This window comes from Streptomyces sp. NBC_01235 (assembly GCF_035989285.1).
GTDB lineage: Bacteria > Actinomycetota > Actinomycetes > Streptomycetales > Streptomycetaceae > Streptomyces.
The window spans coordinates 1,546,419-1,560,721 of sequence record NZ_CP108513.1 but is presented as its reverse complement, the minus strand read 5'-3'; the positions used below and the strand labels follow the sequence as shown (position 1 = coordinate 1,560,721).

The following is a 14,303-nucleotide window of genomic DNA, read 5'->3' as shown; positions in this document are numbered from 1 at the left end:
ATGCTCCCCTACGCCGACAGGTCGGCAATGGTCAGTGGCCTTCCCGAAGCATCGCGCAATACCCGTCGTGGCGACCGGCGGCACAGCACCCCGCACCACGTCACCTGCATGGCGAGTCTGGACGCCGGTCTCAAGATCGAAGCGGCGAACGCCGACTTCTTCCGCCATGTCGCCCGGCCGTCCACGGAGATCTGCGGACGCAGCATCTACGACGTCCTGCATCCGAGCGCCCGCAACATCCTCCCCAAGCACTTCACCCATCTCTCGAACGGCCAAGGCAGCCGCTTCGTCGAGCGAGTGGTCGCCATGCGCGGCCACGACCGCGTCTTCTCCGCGGAGATCACCGGCATAGCCGTCAAGGGGGAGGGGGACGACCTGTCGGGTGTCGTCGTCCTGATGAGCCCGGAGGACGAGCCGGCCGAGGCGGCCGAGCGGCCAGCCAAACCGACGCCGATGCTCACCGCCCTCGACGCCCGCATCCTGGAAGGGGTCGCCACCGGCGCCTCGACCATCCAGCTGGCCTCGCGTCTCTACCTCAGCCGCCAAGGCGTGGAGTACCACGTCGGTCTGATGCTGCGACGCTTCAAGGCCCCCAACCGCGCCGCGCTCGTCTCCCGCGCCTACTCGATGGGTGTCCTCACGGTCGGCAGCTGGCCGCCCCGTGCCGTGCCCGAGTACGTGAAGTGACCTCGCGCCACCACGCACTGTCACCGGACTCCCCTGGCCCACCAGGGGAGTCCAGTGCTTTTCGGACTGCGGCCCCGGTCACGTCACCGTGGCCGGGGCCGCAGTCCGCATGCTCAGCGGCGCTGACCGCCGATACCCTCGTCGTCCGCGTCCTGCCACGGCAGATGCTGGTACGGGCCGTCGTTGATCCGCACGACGTCCCGCTCACACCAGCTTCCGTGCAGCGCCGACAGGCGAACTCCGGCTCCGGTGACATCCTCCATGTCCAACTGGAACCGGTCGAGGTCGTTCATCAGCCTGCGGACGTACGGCGAGTCGCCATCGGCCAGCCGTAGCGACTGCAGGCTGCCGCGCAGCTTGACCAGGGCGCCGCGCAGGTCCGCGAGTTCCGCGTTCGTCATGGATTTCCCTCCGCCTCCTCCGGACCGGCCAAGGCTTCGTCGCGCATGCCGACCCGGGACCCGGACACATCACCGCCGCCCCCCCCGGGCGGTGTCGCCTCATTCAGTCGGCAGAACCCCGACGAGCGCAACACCCGACGCCTTCCCCGGCGCCATGTCTGGGCGTTTCCTGAAAACACCCCCCGGCGACGACCCGCCCCCGCACCCCGCGGACCGGCATGAATCTAGGGGCCGCCCTAGTCCATGCGCCCCTAGCGTGGGTAGCCCGGCGGTCCGCGATCCGCTGTCCGACCCCTGACCGGCTGGGACGGTCCGCCGGCTACGCCGTGCGCCGTACGCATGCCGTACCCGACGTCTGCGGTCCACACGGGCTGGGCCAACAAGCTGGTGGAGTGGAATGAGCGAGTCAGAACGCACACGGTACGGGCTCAACACCGCGCCCCACCGGGCCATCGCCGTCGTCGGCCTGGCCTGCCGCCTGCCCGGCGCGCCCGACCCCGACAGCCTCTGGCGTCTGCTGCGCGACGGTGAGAGCGCCGTGCGTCCGGCTGCTCCCGCCGATCGTCCGTCGCTCGGTGAGGGGGACGGGTGGCCTGGGGGCAAGTCCGCGTCCAGGTCAGGAGGCTTGACCGAGCCCGGGAACGGGGACGAGCCCGGGGACGGCGTACCCGGCTGGGGCGGATTCCTCGACGAGGTCGACCGTTTCGACGCCGGCTTCTTCGGTGTCTCGCCGCGCGAGGCGGACGCCATGGACCCCCAGCAGCGCCTCGTCCTCGAACTCGCCTGGGAGGCCCTGGAGGACTCCCGCATCCTGCCTGGACACCTCCGCTCCACCAGCACGGGCGTGTTCATCGGGACCGCCCACGACGACTACGCCACCCTGCTTCACGGGTTCGGCCCCGAAGCCGTCACCCACCAGTCGTTCACCGGCACCCACCGCGCTCTCGTCGCCAACAGGCTTTCCTACCTGCTCGGCCTGTGCGGCCCCAGCCTCACCCTCGACTCGGCGCAGTCGTCCTCGCTCGTCGCCGTCCACCTGGCCTGCGAGAGCCTGCGCAGCGGAGACAGCGACCTCGCCCTCGCGGGCGGCGTCAACCTGCACCTCGCCCCGGAAAGCAGCCTCTACCCGCACCGTTTCGGCGCGCTCTCGCCCGACGGCCGCTGCTACACCTTCGACGCCCGTGCCAACGGGTACGTCCGTGGCGAGGGCGGTGGCCTCGTCGTACTCAAGCCGCTCGACCGGGCGCTCGCCGACGGCGACCCCGTCCGCGCCGTCATCCGCGGCAGCGCCGTCAACAACGACGGCGGTGGTGACACGCTCACCGCTCCCGACCCGCACGCCCAGGAAGACGTCATCCGCCGTGCCCTGCGCAACGCCGGGACGGCCCCGTACGACATCCAGTACGTCGAACTCCACGGAACCGGCACTCCGGTCGGCGACCCCGTCGAGGCGGCCGCCCTCGGCGCGGCCCTGGGCGAGGGCAGGCCCCCCGAGGGGCCACTGCGCGTAGGCTCCGTCAAGACCAACGTGGGTCACCTGGAGGGCGCGGCCGGAATCGCCGGCCTGGTCAAGACGGTACTGGCACTCCAGCACCGCGAACTTCCGCCCAGCCTGAACTACCGGACACCCAACCCCGACATTCCCCTCGACGCTCTCCGGCTCCGCGTCCAGGACGCCCACAGCCCCTGGCCCCGCCCCGATACGCCCCTCATGGCCGGGGTGAGTGCATTCGGGATGGGTGGGACGAATGCGCATGTGGTGCTGGAGGAGGCTCCGGCGGTCCCGGCGACGGCTTCCGGGGATGTGGACACCGTGTCGGTGTTCGTGGCTGGTGGTGTGGTGCCGTGGGTGGTGTCGGGGCGTGGTGGGGAGGGGCTGGCGGGTCAGGCCGGCCTCCTCGCCTCGTATGTGAGGTCGGTCGGCGAGGATGTCCGGTCGGTGGACGTGGGGTGGTCGTTGGCGTCGACGCGTACGGCGTTCGAGAACCGGGCTGTTGTCCTGGGTGGTGAGTCGGCTGAACTTGTTGCCGGGCTGGGTGTGTTGGCGGCGGGTGGGGTGGTCGGCTCCGGTGTGGTGCGGGGTGCGGTGACGGGTGGTGTTGATCGGGTGGTGTTCGTGTTCCCGGGGCAGGGGGCGCAGTGGGTTGGTATGGGGCGGGAGTTGTGGGGTGTCTCGCCGGTGTTCGCGGCGTCGATGGAGGCGTGCGAGGCCGCGCTGGCTCCGTTTGTGGGGTGGTCGTTGAGTGAGGTGGTGCGGGGCGGTTGCGAACTGGTTGATGTGGATGTGGTGCAGCCGGTGTCGTGGGCGGTGATGGTGTCGTTGGCGGCGGTGTGGCGTGCGTGTGGGGTTGAGCCGTCGGTGGTGGTGGGTCATTCGCAGGGGGAGATCGCGGCTGCGGTGGTGGCGGGTGGTCTGTCGTTGGAGGACGGGGCGCGGGTGGTGGCGTTGCGGTCGCGTGCGATCCGTGTGATCGCGGGGCGCGGTGGCATGGTCTCCGTGCCTCTTGCACTGGCTGATGTGGAGGAGTTGCTGGTCGGTTGGGGGGGCCGTATTGATGTTGCTGCGGTGAATGGTCCTGGTTCGGTGGTGGTGGCCGGGGACGCGGATGCGCTGGATGAGCTGATGGCGCACTGCGAGAGCAGTGACATCCGGGCGCGTCGTGTTCCGGTGGACTACGCGTCGCACACCTGGCATGTGGAGGCCATCGAGGCCGAGCTGGCCCGGGTCCTCGCGGCTGTCGCGCCGCGTCCTGGTGAGGTGCCGTTCTTCTCGACGACGGAGGCGGAGGTCATCGACACGGCTGGGCTGGACGGGGGTTACTGGTATCGGAATCTGCGTCAGCGGGTGCGTTTCGCCGACGCCGTCGAAGGTTTGCTGGAGCAGGGCTATGGGGCGTTCGTGGAGGTGAGTTCCCATCCGGTGCTCGGCATGGCGGTCCAGGAGGCCGCACCCGACGCGGTCGTGACGGGGACTCTGCGGCGTGACAAGGGCGGCGCGCACCGTTTCCTGACTTCGCTGGCCGAGGCGTGGGTGCGTGGTATCCCGGTGGACTGGACGGCGGTCCTGGCCGGCCACGATGCCCGCACGGTCCCGCTGCCGACGTACGCCTTCCAGCGCCGCCGTTACTGGCTCGACGGCGGCGCGACCCGGCGTCTCACACTTCCCTTCGGGGAACCCGCCGAGTCGGAGGAAGCCGAGGCCCTTACGCAGCCTGAGCTGCGTAACGACTGGGTGCAGCGGATCCGGACCCATGCCGCCGCCGTGCTGGGCCATGCCACAGCCGCCGATGTCGACGCCGGGCTCACTTTCAAGGCGCAGGGCTTCGATTCCGCGACCTCCGTCGAACTGCGCAACCGACTGGTCGCGGACACCGGGCTCTCCCTGCCGGCCTCGGTTCTCTTCGATCACCCCACTCCCCAGGCTCTCGCCCGCCATGTGGGCGGTCTGCTGCACGGTGGCAGCGCCCCGGCCCCCGAGACCTCCGTGGACTCGACACCCGCCACCGACGACGAGTGCATCGCCATCGTGGCCATGGGCTGCCGTATGCCCGGTGGCATCCGCACACCGGAAGAGTTGTGGGAACTGCTCTCCGCCGGCGCTGACACCATCTCCGGCTTTCCCACCGACCGAGGATGGGACCTGGACGACCTGTACGATCCCGACCCGCAGCAGCACGGGACCACGTACGCACGCTCGGGCTCGTTCCTTTACGACGCGGGCGACTTCGACGCCGGCTTCTTCGGCATCTCGCCCCGCGAGGCCGCCGCCATGGACCCGCAGCAGCGGCTGCTGCTGGAAGTTTCCTGGGAGGCACTTGAGCGGGCCGGGATCGACCCGGAGACACTCCGTGAGCGCGACGGCGGAGTGTTCGTAGGACTCATGCAGCAGGAGTACGGCCCCGGACTGCACCGAGCCCCGGAGTCCGTCGACGGATATCTCCTGACCGGCACCTCCTGCAGTGTGGCCAGCGGGCGGATCTCCTATTTTCTCGGCCTGCGTGGGCAGGCGGTGACGGTGGACACGGCGTGCTCCTCGTCGCTGGTGGCCCTGCATCTGGCGGTCCAGGCGCTGCGCTCGGGCGAGTGCTCGTTCGCGCTCGCCGGAGGCGCGACCGTGATGGCCGAGCCCGGCATCTTCGTGGAGTTCAGCAGGCAGCGTGGGCTTGCGCCGGACGGTCGTTGCAAGCCGTTCGCGGCGGGTGCGGACGGCACCGGCTGGGGTGAGGGTGTGGGGGTGCTGCTGCTGGAGCGGTTGTCGGATGCGCGGCGCAATGGTCATCCGGTGCTGGCGGTGGTGCGGGGTTCGGCGGTCAACCAGGACGGTGCGAGCAATGGTCTGACCGCGCCCAACGGTCCTTCGCAGGAGCGGGTGATCCGGGCGGCCCTCGCCAAGGCCGGGCTGTCCGCCGCGGACGTGGACGCGGTGGAGGCGCACGGTACGGGCACCACGCTGGGCGACCCGATCGAGGCGCAGGCGCTGCTGGCGACCTACGGGCGGGGCAGGGATCCGGAACGGCCCCTGTGGCTGGGCTCGTTGAAGTCCAACGTCGGCCACACGCAGGCCGCCGCAGGCGTGGTCGGTGTGATGAAGATGGTGCTGGCGTTGCAGCACGGGATGCTTCCCCGGACCCTGCATGTCGACGAGCCGACGCCGCATGTCGACTGGTCGGCGGGGGAGGTGTCGTTGCTGACGGAGGCCGTGGAGTGGCCGGAGACGGAGGGGCGTCCGCGCCGGGCCGGTGTGTCGTCCTTCGGGATCAGCGGGACGAATGCGCATGTGGTGCTGGAGGAGGCTCCGGTGGTGCCGGAGAGTGCTTCGGGGCGCGTGGATGCGGTGCCGGTGTTCGTGGCCGGTGGTGTGGTGCCGTGGGTGGTGTCGGGCCGTGGTGGAGAGGGGCTCGCCGGTCAGGCGGGGCGGCTGGCGTCGTACGTGGAACTGGCGGGCGAGGATGTCCGCCCGGTCGATGTGGCGTGGTCGTTGGCGTCGACGCGCACAGCGTTCGAGAACCGCGCCGTCGTCCTGGGCGCTGAACAGGCCGACCTGATCCTCGGGGCCAGGGGACTGGCAGCCGATGACGGGGTGACGCCGTCCTCCGTGGTGAGCGGGCGGGCTGCTCGTGCTGCCGGTGACGTGGTGTTCGTGTTCCCGGGGCAGGGGGCGCAGTGGGTGGGTATGGGGCGGGAGTTGTGGGGTGTCTCGCCGGTGTTCGCGGCGTCGATGGAGGCGTGCGAGGCCGCGCTGGCTCCGTTTGTGGGGTGGTCGTTGAGTGAGGTGGTGCGGGGTGGGGGTGAGTTGGTTGATGTGGATGTGGTGCAGCCGGTGTCGTGGGCGGTGATGGTGTCGTTGGCGGCGGTGTGGCGTGCGTGTGGGGTTGAGCCGTCGGTGGTGGTGGGTCATTCGCAGGGGGAGATCGCGGCTGCGGTGGTGGCGGGTGGTCTGTCGTTGGAGGACGGGGCGCGGGTGGTGGCGTTGCGGTCGCGTGCGATCCGTGTGATCGCGGGGCGCGGTGGCATGGTCTCCGTGCCTCTTGCACTGGCTGATGTGGAGGAGTTGCTGGTCGGTTGGGGGGGCCGTATTGATGTTGCTGCGGTGAATGGTCCGGGTTCGGTGGTGGTGGCCGGGGACGCGGACGCCCTCGATGAGCTGATGGCGCACTGCGAGAGCAGTGACATCCGGGCGCGTCGTGTTCCGGTGGACTACGCGTCGCACACCTGGCATGTGGAGGCCATCGAGGCCGAGCTGGCCCGGGTCCTCGCGGCTGTCGCGCCGCGTCCTGGTGAGGTGCCGTTCTTCTCGACGACGGAGGCGGAGGTCATCGACACGGCTGGGCTGGACGGGGGTTACTGGTATCGGAATCTGCGTCAGCGGGTGCGTTTCGCCGACGCCGTCGAAGGTTTGCTGGAGCAGGGCTATGGGGCGTTCGTGGAGGTGAGTTCCCATCCGGTGCTCGGCATGGCGGTCCAGGAGGCCGCACCCGACGCGCTGGTGGTCGGGACTTTGCGGCGTGACAGGGGTGACGCGCACCGTTTCCTGACTTCGCTGGCCGAGGCGTGGGTGCGTGGTATCCCGGTGGACTGGACGGCGGTCCTGGCCGGCCACGATGCCCGCACGGTCCCGCTGCCGACGTACGCCTTCCAGCGCCGCCGTTACTGGCTGGAGAAGAGGGTTCCCGCGGGTGTTGCGGTCTTCGGGCAGGAGGCGGTGGACGCCCGCTTCTGGGAGGCGGTCGAGCGTGAGGATCTGGAGGCGCTGGCGGGGACGTTGCGGGTGTCCGACAGTGAGGCGCTGGCCGGTGTCCTTCCCGTGCTGTCGGGGTGGCGCAAAGAGCAGGTGGCGCGCTCGGCGGTGGACGGCTGGCGGTACAAGGTGGTCTGGAAGCCGGTCGCCCAGGACACTCGGGCCGTCGTCCTGACCGGTACCTGGCTGCTCGTCGTGCCGCAGGGACACCCCGACACCGAGCTCATCACCTCCCTCTCCGATGCGCTGACCCGTCACGGCGCCGACGTACGCGTCCTCGAACTCACGTCGCGCCACGCCGACCGCGATGTCCTGAAGTCCGTGCTCGACGAGGCGTCGGCCGATCCTGCGGTGCCGCTCAGCGGCGTGCTGTCGTTGCTGGGCCTGGACGAGGAACCGTTGCCCGACCATCCCGTGCTGTCCACCGGGGCCGCACTCACCGTCTCCCTCCTCCAGGCACTGGGACAGGACGGGGTGAACGCGCCCCTGTGGTGTGTCACGCAAGGTGCCGTGGCGGTCGGGGACCAGGAGTCGGTCGCCCGGCCGGCGCAGGCGGCCGTCTGGGGGCTGGGCCGGGTCGCGGCCCTGGAGTTCCCGGAACGCTGGGGTGGGCTGGTGGACCTTCCCGAGCGGCTCGACGCACGGGACACCGGTGCTCTCTGCGCCGTTCTGGCCTCGTACGGCGACAGCGCGGAGGATCAGGTGGCCCTGCGGGCGAACAGCACCTTCGTACGGCGCCTGGTGCCGGCCCCCCGGTCGGCTGCCGGGCGATCGTCCGGGCCATCGTCCGGTCGGCGTTGGTCGCCGCGCGGTACCGCCCTGGTGACCGGCGGAACCGGTGCGCTCGGCGCGCATGTCGCCCGGTGGCTGGCGCGTGGCGGTGCCGAGGACGTGGTGCTGGTCAGTCGGCGAGGCCGGAACGACGACGCGGCCCTGGCGGAGCTGGAGGCGGAAGTCGCAGCGCTGGGAGCCCGGTTGACCGTCACCGCGTGCGATGTGGCCGACGTCGCGGCACTCGGGGATCTGCTGAGTTCCCTGCGCGCGGACGGACGTACGGTCCGCACCGTCGTGCACGCCGCAGGTGTCGGCACCCTCGGGACGCTCGCCGACCTCAGCATGGCGGAGTTCGCCGAGGCCGCCGTGGGCAAGGTCGCAGGGGCACGGCACCTCACCGAGGTCCTCGACCCGGCCGAGACCGACGCGCTGATCTTCTTCTCCTCGATCTCCGGTGTCTGGGGCGTCGCCGACCACGCGGCGTACGCCGCCGCCAACGCCTGCCTGGACGCCCTCGCCGAGCGCGCGCGCCGCACAAGCGGGCTTCCGGTGCTCTCGGTGGCCTGGGGCCCCTGGGACGGCGGCGGCATGATCGCCGAGGACATGCGCGACCCGCTGCGCCGCCGTGGCATCCCTGTCATCGCGGCGGAACCGGCGATGGTCGCACTGCAGGAGGCGCTCGACCACGACGACACGGTCGTGGCGGTCGCCGACGTCGACTGGGCGCGTTTCGTGCCCGTCTTCAGCGCTGCCCGGCCTTCCCCGCTCATCGCCGCACTGGAACCGCAGGACAAGAGCCGAGGCGCCGGGGAACGGGACGCACAGGGCACGGACACAGCGGTGTCGAGCCTCACGCAGCGGCTCGGAGCCCTGCCCGCCGCCGAACACGACCGCTTCGTACAGGACCTCGTCCGGTCCGAGGCGGCCGTCGTGCTGGGTCATGCCTCGGCGGCCGCCGTCGACGCCGCCTATGCCTTCAAGGAGTTGGGCTTCGACTCGGTCAGCGCCGTCGAGCTGCGCAACCGGCTCACCGCCCGCACGGGCCTGAAGATCCCGACGACGGTCGTCTTCGACCACCCCACTCCGCTCGCCCTCGCCGCCCACCTCCGCCGGCTGGCCCTCGGAGACCTTGCCGCACCAGGGCAGGACTCGGAGTCGTCCGTGGTCGCGGCCGGTTCACGGGCGGCCTCCACCGACGACGACCTCATCGCGGTCGTCGGCATGGGATGCCGTTACCCGGGCGGCGTCACGTCCCCCGAGGACCTCTGGCGGGTCGTCACCGACGGCCAGGACGTCATCACCGGCTTCCCCGCCGACCGGGGCTGGGACACGACCCGGCTCTACGACCCCGACCCCGACCGGCCCGGCACCAGCTACGTCCGGCACGGCGGCTTCCTGCACGATGCCGGGGAGTTCGACGCGGCCTTCTTCGGGATCTCCCCGCGCGAGGCGGCGGCGATGGATCCCCAGCAGCGACTGCTCCTGGAGACGTCCTGGGAGGCGTTCGAGCAGGCCGGCATCGACCCGAGGACCCTGCGCGGCAGCAGCACCGGAGTCTTCACCGGTCTGACGGACCAGAACTACGGCACCCTGCTCAGCCGTGGCACCGACGGCACCGAGGGCTACCTCGTCACCGGCGCCTCGACCGCCGTCGCCTCGGGTCGGGTCTCCTACGTCCTCGGTCTGGAGGGACCGGCGGTGACCGTGGACACCGCGTGCTCCTCGTCGCTGGTCGCGCTGCATCTCGCGGTACGGGCCCTGCGGTCCGGAGAGTGCTCGATGGCGCTGGCGGGCGCGGCGATGGTCATGGCCGATCCGGCGCCGTTCGTGGGCTTCAGCCGGCAGCGGGGCCTCGCCCCCGACGGCCGGTGCAAGCCCTTCGCCGAGGCCGCCGACGGCTTCTCCCTCGCCGAGGGCGTGGGGGTGCTCCTGCTGGAGCGGCTGTCGGACGCCCGCCGCAACGGCCATCCGGTGCTGGCGGTGGTGCGCGGTTCGGCGATCAACCAGGATGGGGCGAGCAACGGCCTGACCGCGCCCAACGGCCCCTCGCAGCAACGAGTCATCCGCGCCGCCCTCGCCGACGCCCGCCTCACCGGCGGTGACGTGGATGTCGTCGAGGCGCACGGCACGGGCACGCGGCTGGGCGACCCGATCGAGGCGCAGGCCCTGCTGGCGACGTACGGACAGGACCGTCCGTCCGAACAGCCGCTGCTCATCGGCTCGGTCAAGTCGAACATCGGGCACACCCAGACCGCGTCCGGCATGGCCGGCGTGATGAAGATGGTGCTCGCCATGCGGCACGGGCTCGTGCCGGGCACGCTGCACGTCGACGCGCCGTCGTCGCATGTCGACTGGTCGGCGGGGGAGGTGTGTTTGCTGACCGAGGCGGTGGACTGGCCGGAGGTCGAGGGGCGTCCGCGCCGGGCCGGTGTGTCGTCCTTCGGGATCAGCGGGACGAACGCGCATGTGGTGCTGGAAGAGGCCCCGGCGGTCCCGGCGACGGCTTCCGGGGATGTGGACACCGTGTCGGTGTTCGTGGCCGGTGGTGTGGTGCCGTGGGTGGTGTCGGGTCGTGGCGGGGAGGGTCTTGCCGGTCAGGCGGGCCGCCTGGCGTCCTACGCGGAATCCACAGCAGGTGAGCTACGTCCGGTGGACGTGGCGTGGTCGTTGGCGGCGACGCGTACGGCGTTCGAGAACCGCGCCGTCGTCCTGGGCACTGAGCAGGACGACCTGATCCTCGCAGCCAAGGGGCTCGCGGCGGATGACGGTGGGAGCCCCTTGTCCGTCGTACGGGGTGCGGTGACGGGTGGTGTTGATCGGGTGGTGTTCGTGTTCCCGGGGCAGGGGGCGCAGTGGGTTGGTATGGGGCGGGAGTTGTGGGGTGTCTCGCCGGTGTTCGCGGCGTCGATGGAGGCGTGCGAGCGTGCGCTGGCTCCGTTTGTGGGGTGGTCGTTGAGTGAGGTGGTGCGGGGTGGGGGTGAGTTGGTTGATGTGGATGTGGTGCAGCCGGTGTCGTGGGCGGTGATGGTGTCGTTGGCGGCGGTGTGGCGTGCGTGTGGGGTTGAGCCGTCGGTGGTGGTGGGTCATTCGCAGGGGGAGATCGCGGCTGCGGTGGTGGCGGGTGGTCTGTCGTTGGAGGACGGGGCGCGGGTGGTGGCGTTGCGGTCGCGTGCGATCCGTGCGATCGCGGGGCGCGGTGGCATGGTCTCCGTCCCGTTGGCTTTGGCTGATGTGGAGGAGTTGCTGGTCGGTTGGGCGGGCCGTATTGATGTTGCTGCGGTGAATGGTCCGGGTTCGGTGGTGGTGGCCGGGGACGCGGACGCCCTCGATGAGCTGATGGCGCACTGCGAGAGCAGTGACATCCGGGCGCGTCGTGTTCCGGTGGACTACGCGTCGCACACCTGGCATGTGGAGGCCATCGAGGCCGAGCTGGCCCGGGTCCTCGCGCCGGTCGCGCCGCGTCCTGGTGAGGTGCCGTTCTTCTCGACGACGGAGGCGGAGGTCATCGACACGGCTGGGCTGGACGGGGGGTACTGGTATCGGAATCTGCGTCAGCGGGTGCGTTTCGCCGACGCCGTCGAAGGTTTGCTGGAGCAGGGCTATGGGGCGTTCGTGGAGGTGAGTTCCCATCCGGTGCTCGGCATGGCGGTCCAGGAGGCCGCACCCGACGCGCTGGTGGTCGGGACTTTGCGGCGTGACAGGGGTGACGCGCACCGTTTCCTGACTTCGCTGGCCGAGGCGTGGGTGCGTGGCATCCCGGTGGACTGGACGGCGGTCCTGGCCGGCCACGACGCCCGCACCGTCCCGCTGCCCACCTACGCCTTCCAGCACCGCCGCTACTGGCTCGACCTCCCCGAAACCGCCCCCCACGGCGAGCCCGGCAGCTCCTCGGTCGACGAGGTGGACGCTCTCTTCTGGGAGGCGGTCGAACGTGAGGACCTGGAGGCCCTCGCCGACACCCTCGACCTGACGCCCGAGCGGCGCCGCACGCTCGACACGGTGGAACCGGTGCTGCCCGTCCTGGCGCAGTGGCGCCGGCGCAAGCGGGAGAGCGCCGTGCTGGACTCCTGGCGCTACGCGGTGACGTGGCAACCGGCCGGCGCATCGGTGGCCGGGCCGGGCCCGCTGGCGTCTCACTGGCTGGTCGTGGTGCCCGGCGCCGACGGGACTGCCGAGGGCACCGCCCAGGAACTGGTCGAACGGCTGCTCGGACACAAGGAGGTCGACGACGTCGTCACGGTCGTCCTCGACGTGACGCGGGAGGACCGGGCCGCTCTGGCGGACCGTCTCCGCGAGGCATTCGAACAGAACCCGCTCATCGGCGGCGTACTCAATCTGCTTCCGCTCGCACCGCGCGGCGACCGCTCAGCCACCGAGCCACGGTCCTCCGCCGTGCCCGAGGCCGTCACGGCGACCTTCCTGCTCATGCAGGCGCTCACGGACACGGAGGTGGAGGCACCGCTGTGGACGGTCACCCGGGGAGCGGTCAGCGCGCCCGGCCCGGCCGCCGGTCCGCTCCCCGAGCAGGCGGCCGTCTGGGGGCTCGGCCGGGTCTACGGGCTCGACCATCCCCAGCGATGGGGAGGCCTCGTCGACCTCCCGGCGCCCCCTGACGACGAGCACGCATCCGGCGGCACGGGTGCGGCACTCGGCACACACATCTGGGACCGGCTCTGCACCGCTCTCGCGGGCGACGAGAACGAGGACCAGTTCGCCGTACGCGAGGACGGGCTGTACGTACGCCGCATGGTCCGCAAGCCGGCCGACGCCGAGGCCGGCGAACGACGCACGGTCGGGTTCACGGGGACGACGCTCATCACCGGTGGCACCGGAGCACTCGGCGCGCACCTGGCCCGACGGCTCGCCGCGACCGGTGCCGGGCATCTGCTGCTCGTCAGCCGGCGCGGCCCGGACGCTCCCGGCGCGGACGGACTGGAACGCGAACTCACCGCGCTCGGCGCCCGCGTCACCATCGCCGCCTGCGACATCACCGACCGGGACGCCCTGGCCGCGCTGCTGGCGGACGTGCCGGAGGACGAACCGGTCAACGCCGTGGTGCACGCGGCGGGTACCGAGCCGCCGGCCGTCGCGATCGGGGACACGGATCTCGACGCACTGCAGGACGTGATGCGTGCGAAGATCGCGGGTGCCCTGCACCTCGACGCACTGCTCGGCGACCGCCCGCTGCAGGCCTTCGTCCTGTTCTCCTCCGGCGCGGGTGTCTGGGGCGACGGAGGCCACTCCGGTTATGCGGCGGCCAACGCCTACCTCGACGCTTTCGCCGAGTGGCGCCGCAGCCGCGGCCGTACCGCCACCTCCATCGCGTGGGGTGCCTGGGCCGGCGGCGGCATGGTCCACGAGGCCGAGGGCGACCGGCTGCGCCGCTACGGCGTCCCCACCATGGACCCCGAGGTGGCCGTGGGCGCCGTACAGCAGGCCCTGGCGTACGACGAGACGGTTCTGGTCGTCGCCGACGTGATCTGGGAACGGTTCGCGGCGACCTACTCGGCCGCCCGCCGCCGGCGCCTCTTCGACGAGATCCCTGAGGCCCGGTTCCTCGACGCGGCGCGGGTCCGCGCCGGTGCGGCCGAGGCCGACGGCGCGGACGTACCCGGTCCGGCGCGGTCGTTCGCCGACCGGCTGGCCGGCGCGAGCCGGGCCGAGCAGGAACGGACCGTGCTTCAGCTCGTGCGTACGCAGGTCGCGGCGGTTCTCGGCCATGACGGGACCGGCGCGATCGGCCCCGGCCATGCCTTCCGCGATCTGGGGTTCGACTCCCTGACGGCGGTCGAGCTCCGCAACCGGCTGAAGGAGGTCACAGGTCTCGGCCTGCCCGCCACCCTGGTCTTCGACCACCCCACCCCGGCCGCCCTCGGCGAACGCCTGCTGTCCGAACTGGCCCCGCGGACGGAAGGGGCGGACACAGGGGATCTCACGCCGCTCGACGCGTTGGAGGCGGCCGTCGCCGCCCTCGACCCCGCCGACGACGTCTCCCGCACCAGGATCACCACCCGGCTGCAAGCGCTGCTTTGGCGCCTGTCGGACGGCCCGGCGGAGAAGCCGGCCGGCGGCGACCCTGACGACGCACTGCTCGAGGCCGTCTCCGACGACGAGATGTTCGACCTGATCAACAAGGAACTCGGCCTCAACTAGACCGCCGGCGGGGCGGTGTACTCCCCCCTGGCCGCCCCGTCCGGCTCATC

The 14,303-nt window shown here is 71.4% G+C and carries 3 protein-coding genes; 2 read left to right on the top strand and 1 reads right to left on the bottom strand.

The genetic code is table 11. From position 1 onward, the window contains the following. Window positions 1–108 precede the first annotated feature (108 nt). Window positions 109–687 carry a helix-turn-helix transcriptional regulator gene (locus OG289_RS06495; protein WP_327313038.1) on the top strand — a complete coding sequence of 193 codons (579 nt, stop codon included), beginning with the start codon at window positions 109–111 and terminating at the stop codon, window positions 685–687. Between the two features lie 113 nt (window positions 688–800). Here OG289_RS06495 and OG289_RS06490 read toward each other — a convergent pair whose 3' ends face one another. Beyond that, window positions 801–1,088: a hypothetical protein gene (locus OG289_RS06490; RefSeq protein WP_327313037.1), complete on the bottom strand. Its 288-nt coding sequence runs from the start codon at window positions 1,086–1,088 to the stop codon at window positions 801–803. Between the two features lie 397 nt (window positions 1,089–1,485). On the opposite strand from OG289_RS06490, the gene OG289_RS06485 reads away from it, so the two are divergent. Continuing rightward, complete coding sequence (locus OG289_RS06485; protein ID WP_327313036.1) at window positions 1,486–14,253, top strand: type I polyketide synthase; 12,768 nt, start codon at window positions 1,486–1,488, stop codon at window positions 14,251–14,253. Window positions 14,254–14,303 lie beyond the last annotated feature (50 nt).

What these genes read in the sequence shown, in the direction of transcription:
- OG289_RS06495 (WP_327313038.1), top strand. Translation starts at nt 109, where the DNA reads ATGGCGAGTCTGGACGCCGGTCTCAAGATCGAAGCGGCGAACGCCGAC.
- OG289_RS06490 (WP_327313037.1), bottom strand. Translation starts at nt 1,088, where the DNA reads ATGACGAACGCGGAACTCGCGGACCTGCGCGGCGCCCTGGTCAAGCTG.
- OG289_RS06485 (WP_327313036.1), top strand. Translation starts at nt 1,486, where the DNA reads ATGAGCGAGTCAGAACGCACACGGTACGGGCTCAACACCGCGCCCCAC.